This window comes from Pseudorhodoferax sp. Leaf267 (assembly GCF_001422405.1).
Classification (GTDB): domain Bacteria; phylum Pseudomonadota; class Gammaproteobacteria; order Burkholderiales; family Burkholderiaceae_C; genus Pseudorhodoferax.
This window is the reverse complement of sequence record NZ_LMMV01000012.1, coordinates 222,442-244,865: the sequence shown is the minus strand read 5'-3', so window position 1 is coordinate 244,865 and position 22,424 is coordinate 222,442. Positions and strand designations below refer to the sequence as shown.

Genomic DNA, 22,424 nt, shown 5'->3' with positions numbered 1-22,424 from the left:
GCCGACATCAAACCGTCACATGGCTGACGCACCATCGCGCCGTGGGAGCGCCCTTCGCGTGCCCGACACCGGATGGACAGCAACCGCCTGCACGAACGCATCTTCGAACACCGCCCCTACGGCACGGACGCGTTCGGCCTGATCTGCGGCTACCGCTTCGCGCCGCAGGCCGGCGCGCTGGCCATCGATTCCGATGCCGCAGCGGCCTGGCTGGCCCAAACGCCCGGCGCGGGGGACGGCGGCTTCCTGTGGCTGCACTTCAACCTGGCCCATGCCGGCGCAGACCGCTGGCTGCGCCGGCATGCGGGACTGTCCGACACCTTCTTCGAGACGCTGAACGAGGGCCTGCACTCCACGCGCATCGAGCGCGACGACGAAGCGCTGATCGCCGTCATCAACGACGTGCAGTTCGACTTCTCGTTCGAGTCCTCCGACATCGCCACGCTGTGGATCAGCGTGGACCGGCGCGTGGTCGTGACGGCGCGGCAGTCGGCGCTGCGCTCGGTGGACCAGCTGCGCACGGCCATCAAGTGCGGCGAGCCGATCCGCTCCACGGTGGAGCTGCTGGAGCGACTGCTGCGCGCGCAGGCCGACGTGCTGGTGGACGTGGTGCGCGGCGTGACGCGGCGCGTGGACCAGATCGAGGACCAGCTGCTGGCCGGCAAGCTGGACCACAAGCGCACGCGCCTGGGCGGGCTACGCCGGCTCCTGGTGCGGCTGCAGCGGCTGCTGGCGCCCGAGCCGGCCGCGCTGTTCCGGCTGCTGCAGCACCCGCCGGCCTGGATGGCCGAGCGCGACGTGGACGACCTGCGCCAGTCGACCGAGGAGTTCTCGGTCGCGCTGCGCGACATGGCCGTGCTGCAGGAGCGCATCAAGCTGCTGCAGGAGGAGCTGGCCGCCGCCGTGAACGAGGGCACGAGCCGCAGCCTGTTCGTGCTGACGGTGGTGACGGTGCTGGCGCTGCCCATCAACATCCTGGCCGGCCTGTTCGGCATGAACGTGGGCGGCATTCCGCTGGCGGAGAACCCGCACGGCTTCTGGATCCTCGTCAGCCTGGTGATCGGCTTCACGGCCGTGGCCGGCTGGCTGGCGTTCCGCGGGCGCCGCGAGCGCTGAACACGACCGATGGTGCAGCCGTGCGTGCGACCATCGCCCCTTCTCATCTGATGGTCCCCATGGAAATCGAATTCAAATTCCAGGTCCCGGCCGAGCGGCTGGAGGCCGTCGAGGCCGCCATGCTCGGCGCATCGTCCACGCGCACGCATCTGCAGGCGCGCTACTACGACACCGAGGGCGGCGACCTGGCCGCACACGGCGTGGTGCTGCGCCTGCGCAAGGAAGGCCGCAACTGGGTGCAGACGGCCAAGGCCGCGGGCGAAGGCCCGCTGCACCGGCTGGAGCACAACGTGGACCTGGGGCCGGCGCGCAAGTCGCAGCCGCTGGCCGCCCTGCCCGCGCGGCATGCGGGCACGCCGGTGGGCGAGCGGCTGGCCCGGGCGCTGGGCGCGCAGCCCGCGCCGCTGGTGGAGGTCTATGCGACCGACATCTGGCGCATCGCGCGCCACGAGCAGTTTGCCGACAGCACGGTGGAGCTGGCGCTGGACCAGGGCCGCGTGCTGGCCCCGTCGGCCGATGGCAGCGGCGAGCGCAGCGCCCAGGTCTGCGAGCTGGAGCTGGAGCTGGTCGACGGCAACGTGGACGACCTGGCCACGCTGGCCCGGCTCTGGGCCGAGCGCCATGGCCTGTGGTTCAGCACCGTGTCCAAGTCCGAACGCGGCATGCGCCTGGCGCTGGGCCAGTCCACGCGGCCGGCCGTCAAGGCCAGCGCGCCGCGCCTGGACGAAAACGGCGGCTTCCCGGATGGCCCCACGCTGCAACGCGCCGTGGTCGCGGCCTGCCTGGCGCAGATCCTGCCGAACGCGAGCGAGATCGCGGCCGGCAGCCTGGACGCCGCGCAGATCCACCAGGCGCGCGTGGGCCTGCGCCGGCTGCGCACGGCCCTGCGCGAGCTGCAGCCGCTGGGCGCCGGCCTGGACGAGGCCTGGCTGCCCGCGCTGGTGCGCACCTTCCGTGCGCTGGGCGCCACGCGCGACCGCCAGCAGCTGGTCGACAAGATGCAGCCGCGGCTGGTGGCCGCCGGCGGGCCGGTGCTCACACTGCCCGAGGACACCACGCCGCAGGCCAGCCCCGGCGAGGCCGTGCGTGCGTCGGATTTCCAGGCCGCGCTGGTCGGCCTGATCGGTTTTGCCGCCACGCCGCGCGCCGCGCCTGGCGCATCGCCCAAGCAGACGCGCCGCATCCTGCGCACGCGCCTTTCCAAGCTGCATGCGCAGCTGCTGCGCGACGGCCATGCCTTCGAGGCGCTGCCGCCCGACGCGCAGCACCGCGCACGCAAGCGCCTCAAGCGCCTGCGCTACCTGGCCGAGTTCGTGGGTGCGGCCTTCGGCGACAGGCGCGCCGCGCGCTACACGGACGCGCTGTCACCGGTGCAGGACGTGCTGGGCGCCTACTACGACGAGGTGGTCGCGCAGGAGGCCTACCGCGCCGCGGCCGACCGCGAGCCGCGCGCCTGGTTCGCCGTGGGCTGGCTGCTGGCCCGGCAATCGGCGCACGCGCGCGAATGCGGCGAGGCTCTGAAGAGCATCGCCGAAGCGCGCAAGTTCTGGAACAAGAAGAAGTAGACAGGGCCGCGCCGGCGCGGCCCGCCGCGCGTCAGGCCGGGTGGGGCGCGGCGCCGGCCGTGGCCTCGTGCTGGTGCAGCTGGTTGGCCTGCACGGCGAAGTCGTACAGCTTGGCCTTGCCGGCGTAGTAGCGGTCCAGACGCCATTCCTTGACGATCTGCACGGCCAGGTCGAAGTGGCTCAGGTTCAGGTCGTACAGGCGTTCGAGCTGGAACGGCTCACGCGATTCCAGCGACACGACCAGGTCGGCCAGGGTCTTGGCAGAGGGCTGGAACGGGTCTTTGGCAATGAGCTTTTTGGCTTCTTTGATGGCGTTCAATGCGTTGTCCTTGTGCGATGCACTAGCGAAAACCCGTATTGGACACTGCCACCCCCACCGAAATTGTGACAAAGGCATGACGAATTCGTGAATCCATTGTCACGCCACGAGAGCCAATGAAGGCCGCCGGGAACATGGCGCCAACACCTGCGCCATGGTCTCGACTACCTCGAACACGGCCCGGTTGCGCACCTGGGCAACGCGCGCGCGGTAAGCCGGCAGCGCAGCGCACAGGCTGCGCACGCCCGCGGCCACGTCGCCGAAGCCACCGAGCACAAGGCCCAGGCCCTGTGTGTGCAGCCACTCGGTGTTGTAGCGCTCCTGCGGCATCGTGAACGCGTTGCGCACGGTGATGACGGGCAGGCCCATGTGCACGGCCTCGGACAGGCTGCCCGGCCCGGGTTTGCCGATGAAGAAGTCGCCCAGGGCCAGGTAGCGCCGCACCTCGCGCGTGAAGCCGACCACGGCATGCGGCGCCGCGCCGGGCCGGCTGCGCAGCCGCGCGGCCAGCTTGGCGTGGTGGCCGCAGAGCAGGACCAGCGGCTGGTCGGGCAAGGCGCGGGCGATGGCGTCCATGGCCATGGAGCCGGCGCCGCCGAACATCACCACGCCGACGGGCCGGTCCACAGGCAGGCCCAGTGCACGGCGCTCGGCCGCGCGGTCCAGCGCCAGCGGCGCGTAAAAGTCGGGGTGGATCAGCATGCCCGAGACGGCGTGCAGCAGGCCCGGGTCGTGCCCGGCCGCGCGCGCCTGGCGCAGCGCCTGCGCGGTGCCGCAGACCAGGTGCTGGGCCACGCCGCCTTCACGCCAGAAATGTGGCGGATGGTCGGCCATGTCGGTCATCACCGTCATGAAGGGCACGCCAGGGCGGGCCTGCGCCAGGCCCTCGCCCAGGGCGCGGTTGAAGTTGGGAATCAGCGAGACCACGAGGTCGGGCGCGCTGCGCTGCCAATGCGTGGCCAGGCGCTGCACGAGCGTGCCGTGCGCCATGCGGACCAGGCCCTGCAGCAGCTTGAGTTCCTGCGCCAGCCCCAGCGTCCAGCCCCGCGCCAGGCGCTTGTTGTACAGGTCTTCGGGCGCCATGCCGGTGCAGCGCTGGAACAGCGATTGCGGATCGAGAACGTCGACCAGGTTCACGAGCCGCACGGCCCAGGGCCGGCGCTGCTGCACGCACAGGGCCTGCAGCGCAAGCGCGGCGGCACGGTGGCCGCCGCCGGCGTTGAAGTAGACCAGGTCGATGGTGGTCATGGCGCGGCCAGCGCCAGGCCCTGCACGCGATGGCCATCGGCCTGCAGCACGCCCAGGAACAGGCTCTCCATCTCGCCCACCACCTGCGGCCAGGCCAGGGCCGCCGCGGCTTCGCGGGCGTGCCGGCGTAGGGCACTGACCAGCTCGGGCCGGCGCGCCATCTGCTCGGCCTGCGCCACGAAATCCGCCGCATCGTCCAAACCGGCCAGCAGGCCGTTGCTTCCATGGCGGATCAGGCGGTGCGCGGCCGCGTAGTCGTAGGCCAGCACGGCCAGGCCGCTGGCCATGGCCTCGGGCGTCACGTTGCCGAAGGTCTCGGTCACGCTGGGGAACAGGAAGATGTCGCCCGACGCGTAGTGCGCGGCCAGTTCGTGCCCGGTGCGCGCGCCGGCGAACACCACGCCGCGGCCCTGCCACTGGCGCGCGAGCTCGGCGCGCATCGGGCCGTCGCCCACCATGACCAGGCGCACGCGCGGGTCGATGGCGCGCATGGCCTGCACGGCGTCCATCAGCACGCCCAGGTTCTTCTCGGGCGCGATGCGGCCCACGTGCACGACGACCGGCGTGTCGGGCCGCGCCCCCCATTCGGCACGCAAACCATCGCTGCGCCGGCCGGGGTGGAACAGGGCTGCATCCACGCCGCGCGCCACCACGCGCAACCGCTCCAGGCCCTGCCCGGCCAGCTGCTGGCGCAGCGCCTCGGTGGGCACCATGGTGAGGTCGCAGCGGTTGTGGAACTTGCGCAGGTAGGCCATCAGCGGCCTGTGCAGCCAGCCCATGCCGTAGTGCTGGCCGTAAGCGTGGAAGTTGGTGCGGAAATCCGAGCTCACGGGCAGGCGCAGCTTGCGCGCCGCGCGCAGGGCCGACCAGCCCAGCGGCCCCTCGGTCACGATGTGCACGAGATCGGGCCGCGACAGCGTCCACAGCCGCACCAGCGCGCGCGTGGCCGGCAGGCCCATCTTCAGGTGCGGGTAGTTCGGGATCGGCAGGCCACGCAGCAGGACGTCGCCGCCGATGTCGGCCCCGTCCTGGCGCGGGCGCACCAGCTGCACGTGGTGCTGGCGCGCGCGCAGACCTTCGACGCAGCAGGCGATCGTGGCGGCCACGCCGTTGACCTCGGGGGGATAGGTCTCGGTGACGATGGCGATGCGCAGGGTGCGCCGCTCGGGCGCGAACGCGTCCACGACGATGGGGGCGGGCTCGGCTTGCGGCATGGCGCGATGCTGCAGGCGGTGCAAGTCAGCGGCATGACGCCTGCGTGGCAGTCCGGTGTCGGCCGGTGCCCGCGCACCCGGCAGCCCCTTACCATCGCGGCCACGATGCAAGACACCCGCCCCGCCACGGTCGCGCCCCAGGAGGCCGCACGATGACACGCCACGACGCCCGCTTGCTCGCGCTGGACTGGGGCACCTCCAGCCTGCGCGCCTTCCTGCTCGATGCCGACGGCCAGGTGCTGCAGCAGCGCGCCGCGGCGCGCGGCATCGGCCAGCTGGCCGAGCCCGGCCCGGCCGGCTTCGAACAAGCGCTGGCCGAGATCGCCGGCGATTGGCTGCGCGAGCGGCCCGGTCTGCCCGTGGTGGCCGGCGGCATGGTGGGCAGCGCCCAGGGCTGGCGCGAGGCGCCGTACGTGCCCTGCCCGGCCGACGTGAACCGTCTGGCGGCCAGCGCGGCCAGCGTGCACAGCGAACTCGCCGGCAACGTGCTGTTGGCGCCCGGCCTGGTCTGCGCCGCGGCAGCGGGCGACGGCCTGCCCGATGTGATGCGCGGCGAGGAGATCCAGATCGCCGGTGCGCTGCACGGCCGGCCCGACTGGGCGCGCGCCTGCCACGTGGTGCTGCCCGGCACGCATGGCAAATGGGCGCAGGTGCGCGCAGGCGCGGTGCTGGGTTTTCGCACCTACATGACGGGCGAGCTGTTCGCGCTGCTGTGCCGCCATTCGCTGCTGGGGCGGCTGATGCCCGCGGACGGCAGCACGGGCGAGCCGGCCGACCACGCGGCCGGCTTCACGCTGGGGCTGGAGCAGGCCGGCCGCAGCGCCCCGGGCGACCTGGCGCACCAGATCTTCGCCACGCGCACGCTGGGCCTGCAGCTGGACCGGCAACTGGCGCCGCATGCGCTGGCCGACTACCTCTCGGGCCTGCTGATCGGGCACGAGGTGGTCTCCGGCCTTGCGCACCTGCGCGCGCTGGACGACGCGCCGGGCACCCTGCCGCTGCTGCTGGTGGGCGATGCCGAACTCTGCACGCGCTATGCCCGCGCGCTCACGCATTTCGGCCACCCGGCCACGGCCCAGACCGGCAACACCGCGCCGCTGGGCCTGTACCACTTCGCCCTGGCCGCAGGCCTGCTGGGCGCGCCACGCTGAACCCTTCACCTCGAGAGCCCGCCATGTCCGCACCCACCCGCCCCCAGCCCCACGCCGCCCGCTTCGCACAGGCCTGCGCAGCCCTGCCCCTGGTCGCCATCCTGCGCGGGCTGCGGCCCGAAGAGGCGCTGGACGTGGGGCGCACGCTGTACGACGCAGGCTTTCGGCTGATCGAGGTGCCGCTCAACTCGCCCCAGCCCTTCGACAGCATCGCGCGGCTGCGCCAGGCCCTGCCGGCCGATGCGCTGGTCGGCGCGGGCACGGTGTGCAGCACGGCCGACGTGGACCGGCTGGCCGAGCTGCAGGCCGAGCTGGTGGTGATGCCGCATGCGGACACGGCCGTCATCGCACGGGCCGCCGCGGCCGGCCTGGTCTGCGTGCCCGGCGTCGCCACCGTGACCGAAGCCTTCGCCGCGCTGGCCGCGGGCGCCACCGCGCTCAAGCTGTTCCCGGCCGAGCTCATCACGCCCACCGTGGTGCGTGCCATGCGCGCCGTGCTGCCGCGCACGCTGGCGTTGTTCCCGGTGGGCGGCATCACGCCCGAGCGCATGGCCGACTACCTGGCGGCCGGCGTGCAGGGCTTCGGCCTGGGCTCCGCGCTGTTCACGCCGGGGATGGGCCTGCCAGACCTCGCGCAACGCGCGCAGGCCTTCACCACGGCCTGGCAGCGCCGCACGCCGGCGTGAACGGTCAGGCCGGCAGCTCGCGCTGGCGCAGCGTGGCAAGCAGCGCCACGCTGACCAGCGCCAGCAGCGCCACGCCGTAGCCCAGCGCCGTGGCGTACAGGCCGTACCAGCCCGTCGCCAGGCCGGCGCCGATGGCCGGCACGCTGAACGCCAGGTAGCTGCACACGAAGAAGCTGGCCATCAGCCCCGCGCGCTGCTGCGGCGGCGCCAGCGGCACCAGTGTGCGCAGCGTGCCGTTGAAGCTGCAGCCCATGCTGAACCCGGCCGTCAGCGCGCCTGCGAACAAGCCGGCCGGCACCCGCCACCAGATGCCGGCCAGCGCGAACACCAGCCCCAGCGTGAGCCCGGCCGTGCCGAAGACCAGCGCCTGCGCCGGCATGCGGCGCTGCGCGAGCACGCTGGACAGCGCACCGGGCAGCGTCATGGCTGCGATCAGCGCGCCGCCCGTGAGCGGCGCGTCGTTGCCTGTCACCTGCCGCGCCAGCGTGGGGCCCAGCGACAGGAAGAAGCCCATCAACGCCCAGCCCACGGTGTTGGCCAGCAGCAGGCGGCGCAGCGTGGCGCGCGCGGCCAGCGGCACGGCCAGCTGCGGCCGCAGCGAAGCCCAGGCGCCGGGCCGGCGCGCCTGGGTGTCGGGCAGACGCAGCGCCATGAGGAACTGCACGGCCAGCAGCACCAGCAGCACTTCGTAGACCAGGCGCGTCGGCGCGGGCGCGAACTGCACCAGCGCCGCCGTGCCCAGCGCGCCCAGCGCCATGCCGACCATGGGCGAGACGCCGTTGAGCATCGAGGCGCGCAGCGGGTTCAGGTCCAGCAGCATGGAGCTGAGCGCACTGGTGGCGATGCCCGTGGCCACGCCCTGCAGGATGCGCGCGGCCAGCAGCCAGGCCACCGATTCGGCCTGCCAGAACAGCACGACGGAGGCGAACTCCAGCACCAGCGCGGCCACGATCACGGGCCTGCGGCCCAGGTGGTCCGACAGGCGGCCGCACACCAGCAGCGCGGCCAGCAGCGCGAACGCATAGCTGCCGAAGACCCAGGTCAAGGTCAGCGCCGAAAAGCCCCAGGCCTCGCGGTACAGCGCGTACAGCGGCGACGGCGCGCTGGAGGCCGCCAGGAAGGTGATCATGGTCGCCGCGGTCCAGGCCAGCGCGGGGCCGGGCTCGAGCGGCCGTTTCCACATCGGGCTGGCGGGGGTGTGGGGTGGCATGGGCAAGCTTGTAGCAGACGGCGGACAGCGGTGCCGTCGCGGGCGGCTCAAGCGCCTGCCTGTCATCAGTCCTTCATGCCCGTTCGTCACGATCGCGCCACATGACACCGGGAGCCCATGTGAACGCCTTCTTCCAGACCGTCCAGATCCAGCGCGACGATGACCACCGCTACTACCACCACAGCCGCATCAACCAGTCGTTGCACCTGCTGAGCGCCTGCACCTTCGTGGTGGCCTATGGGCTGTTGTTCATCGACCCGGCCGCCGCCGCGCTGCTGGCCTGGACGGTCAGCATGACGAGCCGGCAGGCAGGCCACTTCTTCTTCGAGCCCAAGGGCTACGACCATGTGAACCAGGCCACGCACGCGCACAAGGAAGCCATCAAGGTCGGCTACAACCTGCGCCGCAAGGTGGTGCTGATGCTGCTGTGGGTGATGCTGCCGCTGCTGCTGTGGATGGAGCCTTCGCTGTTCGGCCTGATCGAGCCGGCCACCAGCCTGCAGGGCTGGCTGCACCATCTGGGCCTGGCCTGGCTGGCGCTGGGTGTGGCGGCCTTGCTGATGCGCACGGTGCACCTGTTCTTCCTGCAGGGCGTGATGGCAGGGCTGGCGTGGATGACGAAGATCCTGACGGACCCGTTCCATGACATCAAGCTGTACTGGAAGAGCCCGCTGTACCTGATGCGCGGGGAGTTGATCGATCCGATGGGGAGCCGCTGAGCCGTTGGAGCCGAGGGGACCGAACGGGCCTCTGCGCGACTGTCCCCCGCCCCGGGCCGCAGGCCGGCGAGGCCGGGGAGCATTCGCGGAGCACAGCACCGCGCCGCCCGGATCCCGCCACGAACCCGGGCTCCGGCCTCTCACCCGCCCCGATGTCCCCACATCTCCCGCAGGATGCTGCGCGCAATGCTGCGCTTGGTGAGCGCCGCGTCCTGCCACCACCAGCCATCGGCGCGCATCGCCTCGCAGCCGGCGACGAAGCGCTGCATCACTTCGTCGAACTCCGCGTCGCCATAGTTCAGGCTGAAGATCAGCCGCCCCGTGCCCACCCAGCTCAGCGCCAGGCCTTGTGCGCGCAGGTAGAACTGCAGCATCCAGTGGTAGCGCGAGGCCTGGGTGTAGCCCACGGACCAGACCGTGGACATGGCGCTCACGCGCACCGGCAGATCGGCGCGCTCCAGGGCTGCGTTCAGGCGCGTCGCCCTGCCCTCCCAGGTGGCATCCAGGCCCTGGTACAGCGCCTGCACCTCGGGGGTTTCGAGCCGCTCCAGGAACACCTGCATGGCGCCCATCACATAGGGGTGGGCGTTGAAGGTGCCGCGCGCGAAGCAGATGTCGGCCGGCTTGTCGTGGCGCCAGCGCTGCATCAGCCGGTGCGGGCCGCAGACCACGCCCACTGGCAGGCCGCCGCCCAGCGTCTTGCCGTAGGTGACGAGGTCGGCCTTCACGCCGAAGTACTCCTGCGCGCCGCCCGGTGCGAGCCGGAAGCCCAGGAACACCTCGTCGAAGATCAGCACGATGCCGCGCGCGGTGCAGACCTCGCGCAGTTGCTGCAGCCAGGCGGTGTAGGCGGCGCGGTCGAACTGTGCCGGCGCGCGGCCGGCGACCAGCGAGGAGTCGGACGGCGCGTTCGCATTCGGGTGCAGGGCCTGCAGCGGGTTGACCAGCACGCAGGCGATGTCGCGCCGCTTCTTCAGCACGGCGAGACTGCGCGCGTGCAGGTCGCGCAGCGTGTAGGTGCGCTCCACGGCCAGCGGGTTGCCGATGCCGGGCTGCACGTCGTCCCACCAGCCGTGGTAGGCGCCGCAGAAGCGCACGATGTGCGTGCGGCCCGTGTGGTAGCGCGCCAGGCGCACGGCCTGCATCACGGCCTCGGTGCCGGACATGTGGAAGGACACCTCGTCCATGCCCGAGATCGCGCGCAGTCGGCGCATGTTGTCCAGCACGGCCGGGTGGTAGCTGCCCAGCACGGGGCCGAGTTCCTGCACGCGGGCGCTGCCCTCGGCAATGCAGGACTTGTAGAAGTCATAACCCAGCAGGTTCACGCCGTAGGAGCCGGCCAGGTCGTACAGCGCGTTGCCGTCCACGTCGATGAGCTGCACGCCGCTGCTGCGCTCGACGAAGCCGCCGATCTGGAGCGAGGCGCGCAGCGTGCGGCTGTACTGGAAGGGCACGCGGTAGCGGCTGGTGAACTGCAGGTCGGCGATGCCCTCGCGCGCGGCCTCGGTCATGGCCAGCGTCCTGGCGAAGCGCTGCTCGAACAGCGCCGACAGGCGCACCAGGCCGGCGCGGCGTTGCTGCGTGATGGCCGCGGGGGCGCCGTCCGAATCGAAGAAGCGCTCGGGCCCGAAGTCGTAGAACGGCAAACGCCGTGCGACCCGGCGCGCGAGCTTGGAATGCCCGGCCAGCGAACGGTGCTTGGCGCGCGACAGCGCCAGGCGCTGGTGGGCGGCGGGCAGCAGGGCCGCCAGGGCCGCGAGGCCCAGGCCGGCCAGGAGAGTGGTGTCGTTCATGGGGTGCACGAAGTGGGTACCCCCCATTGGTAACCGCGGGATTTGTCAAACGTATGAAAAACACCTCCACGCTCGCGCGCTGGCGCGACCGGCTGCTGCAGCAGGAAGACCTGAATTTCCTGCTGACCAACCGCGTGCCGCGCATCGCCCTCACGCGCTTCATGGGCTGGTTCAGCAAGGTCGAGCTCCCCTGGGTGCGCGACGCGTCGATCGCGACCTGGCGCGCATTCACCGAGATCGATCTGTCGGACGCAAAGCAGCAGCGCTTCAAGAGCCTGCATGCGATGTTCACGCGCGAACTGCAGTCCGGGGCGCGGCAGATCGACATGGCGCCGGACGTGATGGCCAGCCCCTGCGATGCCATCGTGGGCAGCTGCGGTGCCGTGTCGGGCACGCGGCTATTCCAGGCCAAAGGCTTCCCGTACAGCCTGGGCGACCTGTTCGGTGACGCCGACGCCGCCGAGCCCTGGCGCGACGGGCAGTACGTGACGCTGCGGCTCACGTCTGCCATGTACCACCGCTTCCATGCGCCGCACGACTGCACGGTGGAGCACCTGACCTACCTCTCGGGCGACACCTGGAACGTGAACCCGATCGCGCTCCAGCGCGTGGAGCGGCTGTTCTGCCGCAACGAGCGCGCCGTGCTGCGCACGCGGCTCGCCAGCGGCCACCCGGTGGCGCTGGTGCCGGTGGCGGCGATCCTGGTGGCCAGCATCCGGCTGCACTTCCTGGACACGCTGCTGCACGTGCGCTACCGCGGGCCGCACCAGATCCCGTGCAATGCGCGCTACGCCAAAGGCCAGGAGATGGGCTGGTTCGAGCACGGCTCGACCATCATCGTGTTCGCGCCCAAAGGATTCGCGCTGTGCCCCGGCATCGCGGAGGGGGCACGCATCCGCATGGGCCAGGCGTTGATGCGGGTGGGCTGAAGCCGGTGTGACTTAGAACGGGTTGCGCAGCACCGGGCCGCCGTGGATCACCAGGCCGTGGTGCATGTCTTCGCTGTAGAGCACTTCGCAGTTGGCCAGGGTTGCTGCCGCGACGATGCAGGCGTCATAGAACGAGAGCCGGTACCGCTCGGCCAGGTGCCGGGCCTGGTCGTGCACCTCCACCGTCAGCGGCACAACTTCGCAAAAGTGGCGGACCAGTTCGAGAAAGCGGCTGATCTCGGTCCACGGCATGGCGCGCTTGCGCAAGCAGGTCTGCGTGACTTCATTGAGCACCTGCACGCTGATCATTGGACGCGCAAGGAGCAAGGCTTCTGCCCGATCAGCCTTGGCCGCGTCGCCCGACAGCAGGTACAGCACCACATTGCTGTCGAGGAATGCCCTGCCCTGCATGCTTTCAGTCCCGGGCATTGGCCTCATCGCGCGAGAACTTGAAGTCGGCCGGCAAGCGCCCCCGGAATGCACGCAGCTCTGCCAGCAAAGTGTCTGCGCCAGGGCGCTTGCGCACGGCGAACGTCCGGCGGTCGTCCACCACGATCTCGATGTCGTCGCCCTCGTTCAGCGACAGCGCCTGCACAACCGCGGCCGGCAAGCGCACGGCCAGGCTGTTCCCCCACTTTGCAACCTGCATGACGGGTCCTTGGATATACAGGAGCAAAGTGTATATCCAAGCCGGATATCAGGCAGTCGCAGACCCATTCAGGACCGAGACCCGACCTGGGGCGCAGCCGCCCGGCGCGCCGCCAGCAGGCTCAAGAGCGGCCCGGTGGCGGCCGTGGTCACCAGTGCCATGACCAGCAGCATGGTGAACAGCGCGGGGCCGATCAGGCCCGCGTCCTGGCCGATCTTGATCACGATGAGCTCCATGAGGCCACGCGCTTTCATGAGCGAGCCGGTGGCCAGGCTGTCGCGCCAGTCGTGGCCGGCCATGCGCGCGCCGGCCGCGCCGCCCACGATCTTGCCCAGCATGGCGACCGCGAGGATCAGCGCCAGCGCGCCCAGGCCGGCGCCGGCGAATGCGTCGGCGCTGGTGCCCAGGCCGGCCAGCGCGAAGAACACGGGCAGCAGCACGACCACGGCCAGCGGCTTGATGCGCGCCTCCAGCGCGTGCAGCAGCCGGTCGTCGCGCGGCAGGCAGATGCCGACCATGAAGGCGCCGACGGTGGCGTGCAGGTGCAGCCACTCGGCCACCATGGCGCAGGCGAACAGGCCAATGAGCATGGCGGCGAACGCCATGTCCGACAGTTCGCCTTCATGCGCCTGCCGGCGCAGCAGCCAGGCGTAGGCCGGCTTGCGCACGCCGAACACGATGGCCGCGAACACGGCCAGGCCGCCGCTGATGCGCAGGAAGTCGGCGATGCCGCCGCCCGCGCTGGCCAGGGCCAGCACCCAGTGCCAGCACGATCCAGGCGAGGGCATCGACCACGGCGGCCGAGCCCAGGGCAAGCTGGCCGACCCGCGTGCGCGTCATCTCGCCGATGACCATGGGCTAACCCAACGCGCGCAACACCAGGCCGCACAGCCGGGCCACGAGCAGGATCACGCACAGCTGCAGCAGCAGGAGGGCAAGAGGCATGGAGGGTGCGCAGGCGTGCGATGGAAGGGGCGCTATCTTATGATCCGGCGCTTCGCATTCGCCCCTGCACGCCATGTCCACCGCCACCCCATCCCCTGCCGCGAACCAGCCTGTGCCGCACGAGACCTGCGACGTGCTCGTGGTCGGTGGCGGGCCGGCCGGCTCCACGATCGCCGCGTTGCTGGCGCAGCAGGGCCGCAGCGTGGTGCTGGTGGAGAAGGAGCACCACCCGCGGTTCCACATCGGCGAATCGCTGCTGCCGGCCAACGTGGCGCTGTTCGAGCAATTGGGCGTGCGCGACCAGGTCGAGCGCATCGGCATGCCCAAGTTCGGCATCGAATTCGTCTCGCCCGAGCACAAGCATTGCAGCTACGTGGACTTCGCCGAGGCCTGGGACAAGAGCATGCCCATGGCCTGGCAGGTGCGCCGCTCGCAACTGGACGAGCTGCTGTTCCGCAACGCGGCCACGCGCGGCGCGCGCACCGTGGAGGGCTGCAAGGTGCGCGATGTGGCGTTCGACGCTGAGGGCGCCACCGTGCAGGCGCAACTGGACGACGGCAGCCAGCGCACCTGGCGCGCGCGCTTCGTGGTGGACGCGAGCGGGCGCGACACGCTGCTGGCGCACAAGATGCGCAGCAAGCAGAAGAACCCCGACCACAACAGCACGGCGCTGTTCGGCCACTTTCGCAACGTGCGCCGGCTCAAGGGCAAGCGCGAGGGCAACATCAGCATCTGCTGGTTCCCGCACGGCTGGTTCTGGTTCATCCCTCTGGCCGACGGCACGACCAGCGTGGGCGCCGTCTCCTGGGCCTATTACCTGAAGTCGCGCGGCGACAAGCCGCTCAAGCAGTTCCTGCTGGAGACCATCGCGCTGGCGCCGGAGCTGGCCGACCGGTTGAAGGACGCTGAACTGGTGGACGACGCGGTGCACGCCACCGGCAACTTCGCCTACAACAGCACGCACGCCACGGGCGAGCGCTACATCCTGCTGGGCGATGCGTTCGCCTTCATCGACCCGATGTTCTCCTCTGGCGTGTACCTGGCCATGCACAGCGCCTTCGACGGCGCCGAACTGGTGGCCAAGGCACTGGACAAGCCGGCCGAGCTGCCGGCCGCGCGGCGCGCGTTCGAGGCCATGATGCGCAAGGGCCCGCGCGAGTATTCGTGGTTCATCTACCGCGTGACCAACCCGACCATCCGCGAGATGTTCATGTACCCGGCCAACCCGATGCGCTGCAAGGAGGCGCTGATGTCGGTGCTGGCCGGCGACATCTACGGCAAGACGCCCTACCGGCGCGCGCTGAACATGTTCAAGGGCATCTACTACATGATCTCGCTGCGCCACCCCATGCGCACCTGGCGCGGCTGGCGCCGGCATGGCCACAACATCCGCGACTTCGGCCTGCTCCAGGGCGAGACCATCCAGCAGGTCAAGTGAGCTCGCGCGCCATGTAGCGCGCGCCCTGGCCATATCCGGCGAGCTTGTCGGCCAGCTCGGGCCGGTGGCATACCGCATAGCCCCGGCGGGCCCAGTAGCCCGCCGCGCCGCCCACGGCCACCAGCGCGGCCGTGCGCAGGCCTTGCGCCAGCGCACGCGTGCGGCCTGCGTCGTAGAGGGCCGCCGCGACGCCGGCGCCATGTGCGGTGCGCGCCACGGCGCAGTCGTGCAGGTACCAACAGCCGCAGGCAGGTGGCAAGGGCGGCAATCGGATGTCCAGGCTGGGCGGCGCGCCTGTGTGCCACGGATGGGACACCAGGTAGCCCAACAGCGTGCCGGCGGGGTTCAGCGCGACGATGCACAGGTCAGGCGCGACGCGCATGCGGTCGGTATAGACGGCGGGCTGTTCGGGTGCGAACGCGGCACCGGCATAGGCCTCGGCCTGGATCGCCAGCACGCCGGGCAGGTCGCCAGCCCCCATGGTGCGGATGGCCAGGGGCGCGCGCGGCGCGGGGGAATCGAATGGCATGCAGGCAACAGGACGGACGGGCCGCGCGATTGTGCCCGCCCGGTCAGGCGACGACCGGCGCCGCAGCGCGGCGTGGCGCATGCTGGTGTGCGCCGTGCCACTGCACGAGTTCCAGCCGGCCGTCGTGGTGCTCGACGAGCGCCGTGAGGCTTTCCACCCAGTCGCCGTCGTTGCAATACAGCGTGCCGTCGATCTCGCGCATCTCGGCGCGGTGGATGTGGCCGCAGACCACGCCCTGGTAGCCGCGCTTGCGCGCCTCGGCCGCCACGGCCTGCTCGAAGGCCGTCACGTAGTTCAGGGCCTTCTTGACCTTGAGCTTGAGATAGGCCGACAGCGACCAGTACGGCAGGCCCAGGCGCGCGCGCAGGCTGTTCAGGTGGCGGTTCAGCCGCAGCGTCAGTTCGTAGGCGTTGTCGCCCAGGTAGGCCAGCCATTTGGCGCACTGGATCACGGCGTCGAAGTGGTCGCCGTGCACGACCCATAGCTGGCGGCCGTCCGCTGTGGTGTGCACGGCTTCGTGGCAGACCTCGATGCCGCCGAAATGGTGGCCGGCAAAGCCGCGCGCAAACTCATCGTGGTTGCCGGGCACAAACACGACCTTGCAGCCCTTGCGCGCACGGCGCAGCAGCTTTTGCACCACGTCGTTGTGGGCCTGCGGCCAGAACCAGCGCCGGCGCAGCTGCCAGCCATCGACGATGTCGCCGACCAGGTACAGGGTCTGGCTCGGGTAGGCCTTCAGGAAGTCCAGCAGCGGGCCGGCCTGGCAGCCGGGCGTGCCCAGGTGCAGGTCGGAGATGAAGACGGCACGGTAGCGCGCGTTCGCGCCTTCCGATGCGTCGTCGCCGCCCACCGCGTCTGGCGCCGCGACGTCGGTCCAAAAGCCCAGCGCGTCGAACGCCGCACGCATGTCAGGGCCGCCCCGCCGCGAAGTGGCGGCGGTAGCGCGCCGGCATGTCGGCCAGGCGCATCAGCATAGGCAGGTCGGCGGTGTTGAAGTCCGGATCCCAGGCCGGCGGCCCCAGCACCTTGGCGCCCAGTCGCAGATAGCCCTTGATCAGGGCCGGTGGCTCGATGGCCAGGCTGTCGTCGAGCCGCTCCACGGGCAGCGGCAGGCGCGGCCGCACATGCTCGGTGATGGGGGCCAGGTGCGTGGCGCGCAGCTGGCGCCACAGGCTGGCGGCCGGGGCGCCGCTGGGCGCGCCGTTGTGCAGCAGCGCGATGCTGGCGCAGCCGATCATGAGGTCGAGTTGGTTGCGCAACATGAATTCCGTGAGTCCGCCCCACAGCGCCATGATCACGCCGCCGTGGCGGCGCTCCGCGTGCACGCAGCTGCGGCCCAGCTCCACCATGCGGCCGCGCAGATGGCGCAGCCGCGTGAGGTCGAACTCGCCTTCGGTGTAGAAGCCGCCCACGCGCCGGGCCTGCACCGGCGTGAGCACGCGGTAGGTTCCGATGACGGCGCGCGTGGCCGCATCGCGCACTAGCAGGTGCTCGCAGTAGTCGTCGAACAGGTCGATGTCATGGCCGGGCAGCGGGCCGGGCAGCCGAGCGCCCATCTCGGCGGCGAACACCGTGTGGCGCAGGCGCTGGGCCTCGCGCACTTCGTCCTGGTGGCGCGCCCAGGCGACGCAGATGCCCGAGGGCAGCTTGGACGCGCTGTTCTGAGAGGCGGCGGTGGCGGTGAGGTCCAGACCGCGCAGCGGTTCGAACCCAGGCGTTGGCAAGGCTTGCATGGGGTGCTCCTGGGGCGCGGCGCGGAGTGCGGCCGTGCGTTGGGAGCAGTGTGCGCAGCAGCCGTGACCGCTGCGTGTCGCCCAGATGGCGGCGGCGTGACAGCCTGCCGATGCCCCATGCGCCCCCCGGCTCAGCGCAGCGTGGCGGCGATGCGCTCTGCGCAGCGGCGTGCCTGGTCGGCGTCGCGCGCCTCGACCATCACGCGTACCAGGGGCTCGGTGCCGCTGGCGCGGATCAGCACGCGGCCGTCCTCGCCCAGCTCGCGCTCGGCATCGGCCGTGGCGGCCGTCATCGCGGTGTTGGACTTCCAGTCCTGACCGGGCTGCAGCCGCACGTTGATGAGCACCTGCGGGAACAGCGTGAGGTCGCCCAGCACCTCGGACAGGCTCTGGCGGCTGCGCACGCAGACCTGCAGCACCTGGAGCGCGCTGACCAGGCCGTCGCCCGTGGTGTGCTTGTCCAGCGTCAGCAAATGGCCCGAACCCTCCCCGCCCAGCAGCCAGCCGCGCTTTTCCATTTCTTCGAGCACGTAGCGGTCGCCGACTTTGGCGCGCACCAGGTCGACGCCCTTGGCGCGCAAGGCAAGCTCCACCGCCTTGTTGGTCATCAGCGTGCCGACCACGCCAGGCACGGCGTCGCCGGCCCGCTTGCTCTGCTGGCTGCCGCCGCGCGACAGGCGCTCCTTGACCAGCAGGTACAGGATCTCGTCGCCGTTGAACAGGCGACCGTTGCCGTCCACCAACTGCAGGCGGTCGGCATCGCCGTCCAGCGCGATGCCGAAATGGGCACCCTGCGCAAGCACCTGCTCGATCAAAGCCTGGGGGTGGGTGGCGCCGACTTTCTCGTTGATGTTCATGCCATCGGGCGCGCAGCCGATGGAGATGACCTCGGCGCCCAGTTCGTGGAACACCAGGGGCGCGATCTGGTAGGCCGCACCATGGGCGGCGTCGACCACGATGCGCAGGCCCTTCAGGGTCAGTGCACTCGGGAAGGTGCTCTTGCAGAACTCGATGTACCGGCCGGCCGCGTCTTCGAGCCGGCGCGTCTTGCCCAGGTCGGCGGACTCGGCCCACTGCGGCGGCATCTCCAGCGCGGCCTCGACCTCGCGCTCCCACTGATCGGGCAGCTTCGTGCCCTGCGCGCTGAAGAACTTGATGCCGTTGTCGGCGAAGGGGTTGTGGCTGGCGCTGATGACCACGCCCAGGCTGGCGCGCTGCGCACGCGTGAGGTAGGCCACGCCGGGCGTGGGCAGCGGCCCCAGGAGCACCACGTCGACGCCGGCCGAGTTGAAGCCCGACTCCAGCGCGCTTTCCAGCATGTAGCCGGAGATGCGTGTGTCCTTGCCGATCAGCACCGTGGGCCGGTGCTCGGTCCTGCGCAGCACGCGGCCGACGGAGTGCGCCAGCCGCAGCACGAAATCGGGCGTGATGGGCGCAACGCCCACGGTGCCGCGGATGCCGTCGGTGCCGAAGTATTGACGTGTCATGTCGATGAGCTTTCTTTTGGGTTCGATGGGCAAGGGGCGGTGGCGGCATGCCACACGTTCAGCGCCGCCACGGTCTCGCGCACGTCGTGCACGCGCACGATGCGTGCGCCCCGCTCGACGGCCAGCACCGCGGCGGTCACGCTTTCCGTGACACGGTCTGCCGGTGCCTGCATGGGGCCGCCCGAGACGGCTGCCAGCGACGATTTGCGGGACCAGCCGACCAGCCAGGCATGGCGCGCTGCCGACAGCTCGCGCTGGTGGCGCAGCAGCGCGAAATTCTGCGCAACGGTCTTGCCGAAGCCGATGCCCGGGTCGAGCACGATACGCTGCGGCGCAACGCCGCGGGCTTCGAGCTGAGCAGCCGCCTGCGCGAGGAAGGCCTGCACGTCGGCCAGCACGTCGCCGTGCATGGGCTCGCGTTGCATGGTGGCGGGCTCGCCGTGCATGTGCATGAGGCAGACGCCGCAGTCCGGATGTGCCGCGACCACAGCGGCGGCAGCACCGGGCGGCTCGCCTGCGTCCGCGTCGTGCCAGCGCAGGGCCCAGATGTCGTTGACGATGTCGGCCCCCAGGTCCAGAGCGGCCTGAATCACCTGCGGCTTGTAGGTATCGACGGAGACGGGCACGCCCAGCGCCGTGGCATCGCGCAGTACCGGCAACAGGCGCGCGAGTTCGTCCGCCACGGGCAGCATGGCGGCGCCGGGCCGCGACGATTCGGCACCGAGATCCAGGATGTGCGCACCGGCGGCCAGCAGTTGCTCGCAATGGCGCAGCGCGGCCACGGGGCCGGCCAGGCGGCCACCGTCGGAGAACGAATCGGGCGTGAGATTGACGATCCCCATGACCTTGGGCGCATCCAGGTCGATGCGGAAACGGGATGTCTGCCAGTACGTGGGCTTCAAATGCATACGGGGCCGTTGAGGCCCCGTATTGTCTGCCAGGAATCTGCGCGACTGGCTCAGGCGGCCGTCGGTGCAGGCTCCGGGTTCACGGCCGGCGCGCCACCACTGCCACCACCGTTGTTGCCGCCCGTCGGCGTGCGCGGCGTCCAGTCCTTGGGCGGGCGCGGTTCCCGGCCGGCCATGATGTCGTCGATCTGCTCGGTATCGATGGTTTCCCATTCCAGCAAGGCCTTGGCCATGGTGTGCATCTTGTCGCTGTTCTCTTCGATCAGGCGCCGCGCCAGCGCGTACTGCTCGTCGATGATCCGGCGCACCTCGCCGTCGACCTTCTGCATCGTGGTCTCGCTCATGTTCGTCGTCTTGGTGACCGACCGGCCCAGGAAGACTTCACCTTCGTTCTCGGCGTAGACCATGGGGCCCAGCGCGTCGGTCATGCCATAGCGCGTGACCATGTCGCGGGCAATTGCGGTGGCCCGCTCGAAGTCATTCGATGCGCCCGTGGTCATCTGGTGCATGAACACTTCTTCAGCGATGCGGCCACCAAACAGCATGCTGATCTGGCTCAGCATGTACTCCTTGTCGTAGCTGTAGCGGTCCTGCGCGGGCAGGCTCATGGTCACGCCCAGGGCGCGGCCACGCGGGATCACGGTGACCTTGTGCACCGGGTCGCACTTGGGCAGCAGCTTGCCGATCAGGGCGTGGCCGGACTCGTGGTAGGCCGTGTTGCGGCGCTCTTCCTCGGGCATGACCATGCTCTTGCGCTCCGGGCCCATCAGGATCTTGTCCTTGGCCTTCTCGAAGTCCTGCATCTCGACCACCCGTGCATTGCGACGTGCGGCCATCAGCGCAGCCTCATTGCACAGGTTGGCCAGGTCGGCACCCGACATGCCGGGCGTGCCGCGGGCAATCACACTGGCGTTCACGTCCTGCGCCACTGGCACCTTGCGCATGTGCACGTGCAGGATCTGCTCGCGGCCCCGGATGTCGGGCAGCGTCACGTAGACCTGGCGGTCGAAACGACCGGGGCGCAGCAAGGCTGCGTCCAGGATGTCGGGCCGGTTGGTCGCCGCGACCACGATGACGCCCAGGTTGGTTTCGAAGCCGTCCATCTCGACCAGCATCTGGTTCAGCGTCTGCTCGCGCTCGTCGTTGCCGCCGCCCAGACCTGCGCCACGCTGGCGGCCGACCGCGTCGATTTCATCGATGAAGATGATGCACGGGGCGTTCTTCTTGGCGTTCTCGAACATGTCGCGCACGCGGGCCGCGCCCACGCCGACGAACATTTCCACGAAGTCAGAGCCAGAGATGCTGAAGAACGGCACCTTCGCTTCGCCTGCGATCGACTTGGCCAGCAACGTCTTGCCGGTGCCCGGCGGGCCGACCAACAGCAGGCCGCGCGGAATGCGTCCGCCCAGCTTCTGGAACTTCTGCGGGTCCTTCAGGAAGTCGACGACCTCTTTGACTTCTTCCTTGGCCTCGTCGCAGCCGGCAACATCGGCGAACGTCACGGAATTGTTGTTCTCGTCCAGCATGCGCGCCTTGCTTTTGCCGAAGCTGAAAGCACCGCCCTTGCCGCCACCCTGCATCTGGCGCATGAAGTACACCCAGACGCCGATCAACAGGAGCATGGGGCCCCAGCTGACCAGCAGGGTCATGAGCAGCGAACCTTCTTCGCGGGGCTTGACGTCGAACTTGACGTTGTTGGCGATGAGATCACCGACCAGGCCGCGGTCCAGGTAGGTGGCGGTGGTCCGCACACGGCGGTCATCGGTGGTTACGCCGATGATCTCGGTCCCTCCCTGGCCCTCCTGGATCGTTGCCGACTTGATGCGTTTGTTGCGCACTTCCTCCAGGAAATCGGAATAGCCGAGGAAGCCGGAGCCCGCCGTGGCGCGCGTGTCGAACTGTTTGAACACCGTGAACAGCACCATGGCGATCACGAGCCAGACGGCAACTTTGGAAAACCAGGGATTCTTCAAGCGGGGACTCCGGTAAGCAGTACGGCGCACGGCATGGGGCGTACTTGCGCCTCATTTTAGGCATTTCAAGATCGCCAAGGCCCGGTTTCTGCCGCGTCAGCCATAGCTGCAGCAAGGGTTTAGGCGATTTGTGGCGGGTGGGCCGGCTTCATGCCGATGCCGACCAGGAAGGTTTCGGATGACTTGTCGCGCGACGCCTTGGGCTTGACGGGCTTGACCGTGCGAAAGCGTTCCTTGAATAGCTTGACCAGTTCGGCGTAGCCGCTGCCATGGAACACCTTGGCAACCAGGGCACCCTCGGGCTTCATGTAACCCTGGGCGAAGTCCACGGCCAGTTCCACCAAGTGCGAGATGCGTGCGGCATCGGCCGACTCGATGCCCGAGAGGTTGGGAGCCATGTCGGAGACCACGACGTCCGCGAGCCGCCCGTCCATCGCCAACTGCAGTTGCGCCAGCATTTCCGGCTCGCGAAAGTCGCCCTGCAGGAATTGCACGCCTTCGACCGGGTCCATGGGCAGCAGGTCGAGCGCGATGATGGTGCCGTTCAGTTCGCCGACGGCCGCGCCGCCGCCGGTGGCCGTGCGCGGTGACAGCTTGCGCCGCACGTACTGGCTCCAGGCCCCCGGCGTAGAGCCCAGGTCGACCACCAGCTGACCGGGCCGCAGCAGGTGCAGGGACTCGTCGATCTCCTTCAATTTATAGGCCGCGCGCGCGCGGTAGCCGTCCTTGGCCGCGAGCTTCACGTAGGTGTCGTTGACATGGTCGTTCAACCACGCCTTGTTCACCTTTTTGCTTTTCGTTTTGACTTTCAT

General features: G+C 70.1%; 22 protein-coding genes. 7 read left to right on the top strand and 15 right to left on the bottom strand.

From position 1 onward, the window contains the following. Positions 1-72: 72 nt before the first annotated feature. The gene (locus ASF43_RS12975) at positions 73-1,116 is read left to right on the top strand and encodes a transporter (protein WP_056181473.1); all 1,044 of its coding nucleotides are present in this window, start codon (positions 73-75) and stop codon (positions 1,114-1,116) included. 59 nt (positions 1,117-1,175) lie between these two features. Next, entirely contained in the window at positions 1,176-2,681 is a 1,506-nt protein-coding gene (locus tag ASF43_RS12970) for a CYTH and CHAD domain-containing protein (protein ID WP_235578244.1), read from the top strand. Between the two features lie 31 nt (positions 2,682-2,712). Here the strand turns inward: ASF43_RS12970 and ASF43_RS12965 are convergent, their stop codons facing one another. From ASF43_RS12965 to ASF43_RS12955, 3 genes are all read right to left on the bottom strand, one after another. Further along, a complete protein-coding gene (locus ASF43_RS12965) occupies positions 2,713-3,000 on the bottom strand; it encodes a hypothetical protein (RefSeq protein ID WP_056181466.1) in 288 nt (95 codons plus the stop codon). A 99-nt stretch (positions 3,001-3,099) separates the two neighbouring features. Further along, complete coding sequence (locus ASF43_RS12960) at positions 3,100-4,248, bottom strand: galactosyldiacylglycerol synthase (protein WP_056181462.1); 1,149 nt, start codon at positions 4,246-4,248, stop codon at positions 3,100-3,102. Further along, on the bottom strand, positions 4,245-5,462 hold the full coding sequence (locus tag ASF43_RS12955; RefSeq protein WP_056181458.1) for a glycosyltransferase family 1 protein: 1,218 nt from the start codon (positions 5,460-5,462) through the stop codon (positions 4,245-4,247). The genes ASF43_RS12960 and ASF43_RS12955 overlap by 4 nt, the downstream gene beginning before the upstream one ends. Before the next feature lie 152 nt (positions 5,463-5,614). Between ASF43_RS12955 and ASF43_RS12950 the strand changes: the two genes are divergently transcribed. Together ASF43_RS12950 and ASF43_RS12945 are read left to right on the top strand one after the other, a co-directional pair. Beyond that, complete coding sequence (locus ASF43_RS12950) at positions 5,615-6,613, top strand: 2-dehydro-3-deoxygalactonokinase (protein ID WP_056181455.1); 999 nt, start codon at positions 5,615-5,617, stop codon at positions 6,611-6,613. A gap of 23 nt (positions 6,614-6,636) precedes the next feature. Then, positions 6,637-7,299, top strand: coding sequence for a 2-dehydro-3-deoxy-6-phosphogalactonate aldolase (locus ASF43_RS12945; RefSeq protein WP_082497822.1), 663 nt, complete (start codon positions 6,637-6,639; stop codon positions 7,297-7,299). A gap of 4 nt (positions 7,300-7,303) precedes the next feature. Here the strand turns inward: ASF43_RS12945 and ASF43_RS12940 are convergent, their stop codons facing one another. Next, positions 7,304-8,509, bottom strand: coding sequence for an MFS transporter (locus ASF43_RS12940; protein WP_056181453.1), 1,206 nt, complete (start codon positions 8,507-8,509; stop codon positions 7,304-7,306). Positions 8,510-8,610: 101 nt separating this feature from the next. Here ASF43_RS12940 and ASF43_RS12935 point away from each other — a divergent pair, with 101 nt between their 5' ends. Beyond that, positions 8,611-9,228 carry a hypothetical protein gene (locus tag ASF43_RS12935; RefSeq protein ID WP_235578243.1) on the top strand — a complete coding sequence of 206 codons (618 nt, stop codon included), beginning with the start codon at positions 8,611-8,613 and terminating at the stop codon, positions 9,226-9,228. Between the two features lie 140 nt (positions 9,229-9,368). Here ASF43_RS12935 and ASF43_RS12930 read toward each other — a convergent pair whose 3' ends face one another. After that, a complete protein-coding gene (locus tag ASF43_RS12930; RefSeq protein WP_056181448.1) occupies positions 9,369-11,021 on the bottom strand; it encodes an aminotransferase class III-fold pyridoxal phosphate-dependent enzyme in 1,653 nt (550 codons plus the stop codon). A gap of 53 nt (positions 11,022-11,074) precedes the next feature. On the opposite strand from ASF43_RS12930, the gene asd reads away from it, so the two are divergent. Beyond that, the gene (gene asd / locus ASF43_RS12925) at positions 11,075-11,950 is read left to right on the top strand and encodes an archaetidylserine decarboxylase (RefSeq protein ID WP_056181445.1); all 876 of its coding nucleotides are present in this window, start codon (positions 11,075-11,077) and stop codon (positions 11,948-11,950) included. Between the two features lie 12 nt (positions 11,951-11,962). Here asd and ASF43_RS12920 read toward each other — a convergent pair whose 3' ends face one another. The 3 genes from ASF43_RS12920 to ASF43_RS12910 form a co-directional block, all read right to left on the bottom strand. Then, positions 11,963-12,361 (bottom strand): PIN domain-containing protein, encoded by a 399-nt coding sequence (locus ASF43_RS12920; RefSeq protein WP_235578242.1) that lies wholly within the window; start codon positions 12,359-12,361, stop codon positions 11,963-11,965. A 4-nt stretch (positions 12,362-12,365) separates the two neighbouring features. Next, a complete protein-coding gene (locus ASF43_RS12915; protein ID WP_056181439.1) occupies positions 12,366-12,599 on the bottom strand; it encodes an AbrB/MazE/SpoVT family DNA-binding domain-containing protein in 234 nt (77 codons plus the stop codon). Positions 12,600-12,667: 68 nt separating this feature from the next. Continuing rightward, entirely contained in the window at positions 12,668-13,387 is a 720-nt protein-coding gene (locus ASF43_RS12910) for a cation:proton antiporter (RefSeq protein WP_235578241.1), read from the bottom strand. A 230-nt stretch (positions 13,388-13,617) separates the two neighbouring features. On the opposite strand from ASF43_RS12910, the gene ASF43_RS12905 reads away from it, so the two are divergent. Continuing rightward, a complete protein-coding gene (locus ASF43_RS12905) occupies positions 13,618-14,982 on the top strand; it encodes an NAD(P)/FAD-dependent oxidoreductase (RefSeq protein ID WP_056181432.1) in 1,365 nt (454 codons plus the stop codon). Here ASF43_RS12905 and ASF43_RS12900 read toward each other — a convergent pair. From ASF43_RS12900 to ASF43_RS12870, 7 genes are all read right to left on the bottom strand, one after another. Then, entirely contained in the window at positions 14,975-15,511 is a 537-nt protein-coding gene (locus ASF43_RS12900) for a GNAT family N-acetyltransferase (protein ID WP_235578240.1), read from the bottom strand. The genes ASF43_RS12905 and ASF43_RS12900 overlap by 8 nt on opposite strands. Positions 15,512-15,554: 43 nt before the next feature. Next, positions 15,555-16,418: a UDP-2,3-diacylglucosamine diphosphatase gene (locus ASF43_RS12895; protein WP_056181429.1), complete on the bottom strand. Its 864-nt coding sequence runs from the start codon at positions 16,416-16,418 to the stop codon at positions 15,555-15,557. A gap of 1 nt (position 16,419) precedes the next feature. Further along, positions 16,420-17,244: a GNAT family N-acetyltransferase gene (locus ASF43_RS12890; protein ID WP_082497821.1), complete on the bottom strand. Its 825-nt coding sequence runs from the start codon at positions 17,242-17,244 to the stop codon at positions 16,420-16,422. Between the two features lie 131 nt (positions 17,245-17,375). Then, positions 17,376-18,731 (bottom strand): phosphoglucosamine mutase, encoded by a 1,356-nt coding sequence (gene glmM / locus ASF43_RS12885; protein WP_056181426.1) that lies wholly within the window; start codon positions 18,729-18,731, stop codon positions 17,376-17,378. After that, a complete protein-coding gene (gene folP / locus ASF43_RS12880) occupies positions 18,728-19,639 on the bottom strand; it encodes a dihydropteroate synthase (protein ID WP_056181423.1) in 912 nt (303 codons plus the stop codon). Before folP ends, glmM begins: the two co-directional genes overlap by 4 nt. A 50-nt stretch (positions 19,640-19,689) precedes the next feature. Further along, positions 19,690-21,612, bottom strand: a complete 1,923-nt coding sequence (ftsH, locus tag ASF43_RS12875; RefSeq protein ID WP_056181420.1) for an ATP-dependent zinc metalloprotease FtsH — start codon at positions 21,610-21,612, stop codon at positions 19,690-19,692. Positions 21,613-21,731: 119 nt separating this feature from the next. Next, positions 21,732-22,424: an RlmE family RNA methyltransferase gene (locus ASF43_RS12870; protein ID WP_056181416.1), complete on the bottom strand. Its 693-nt coding sequence runs from the start codon at positions 22,422-22,424 to the stop codon at positions 21,732-21,734.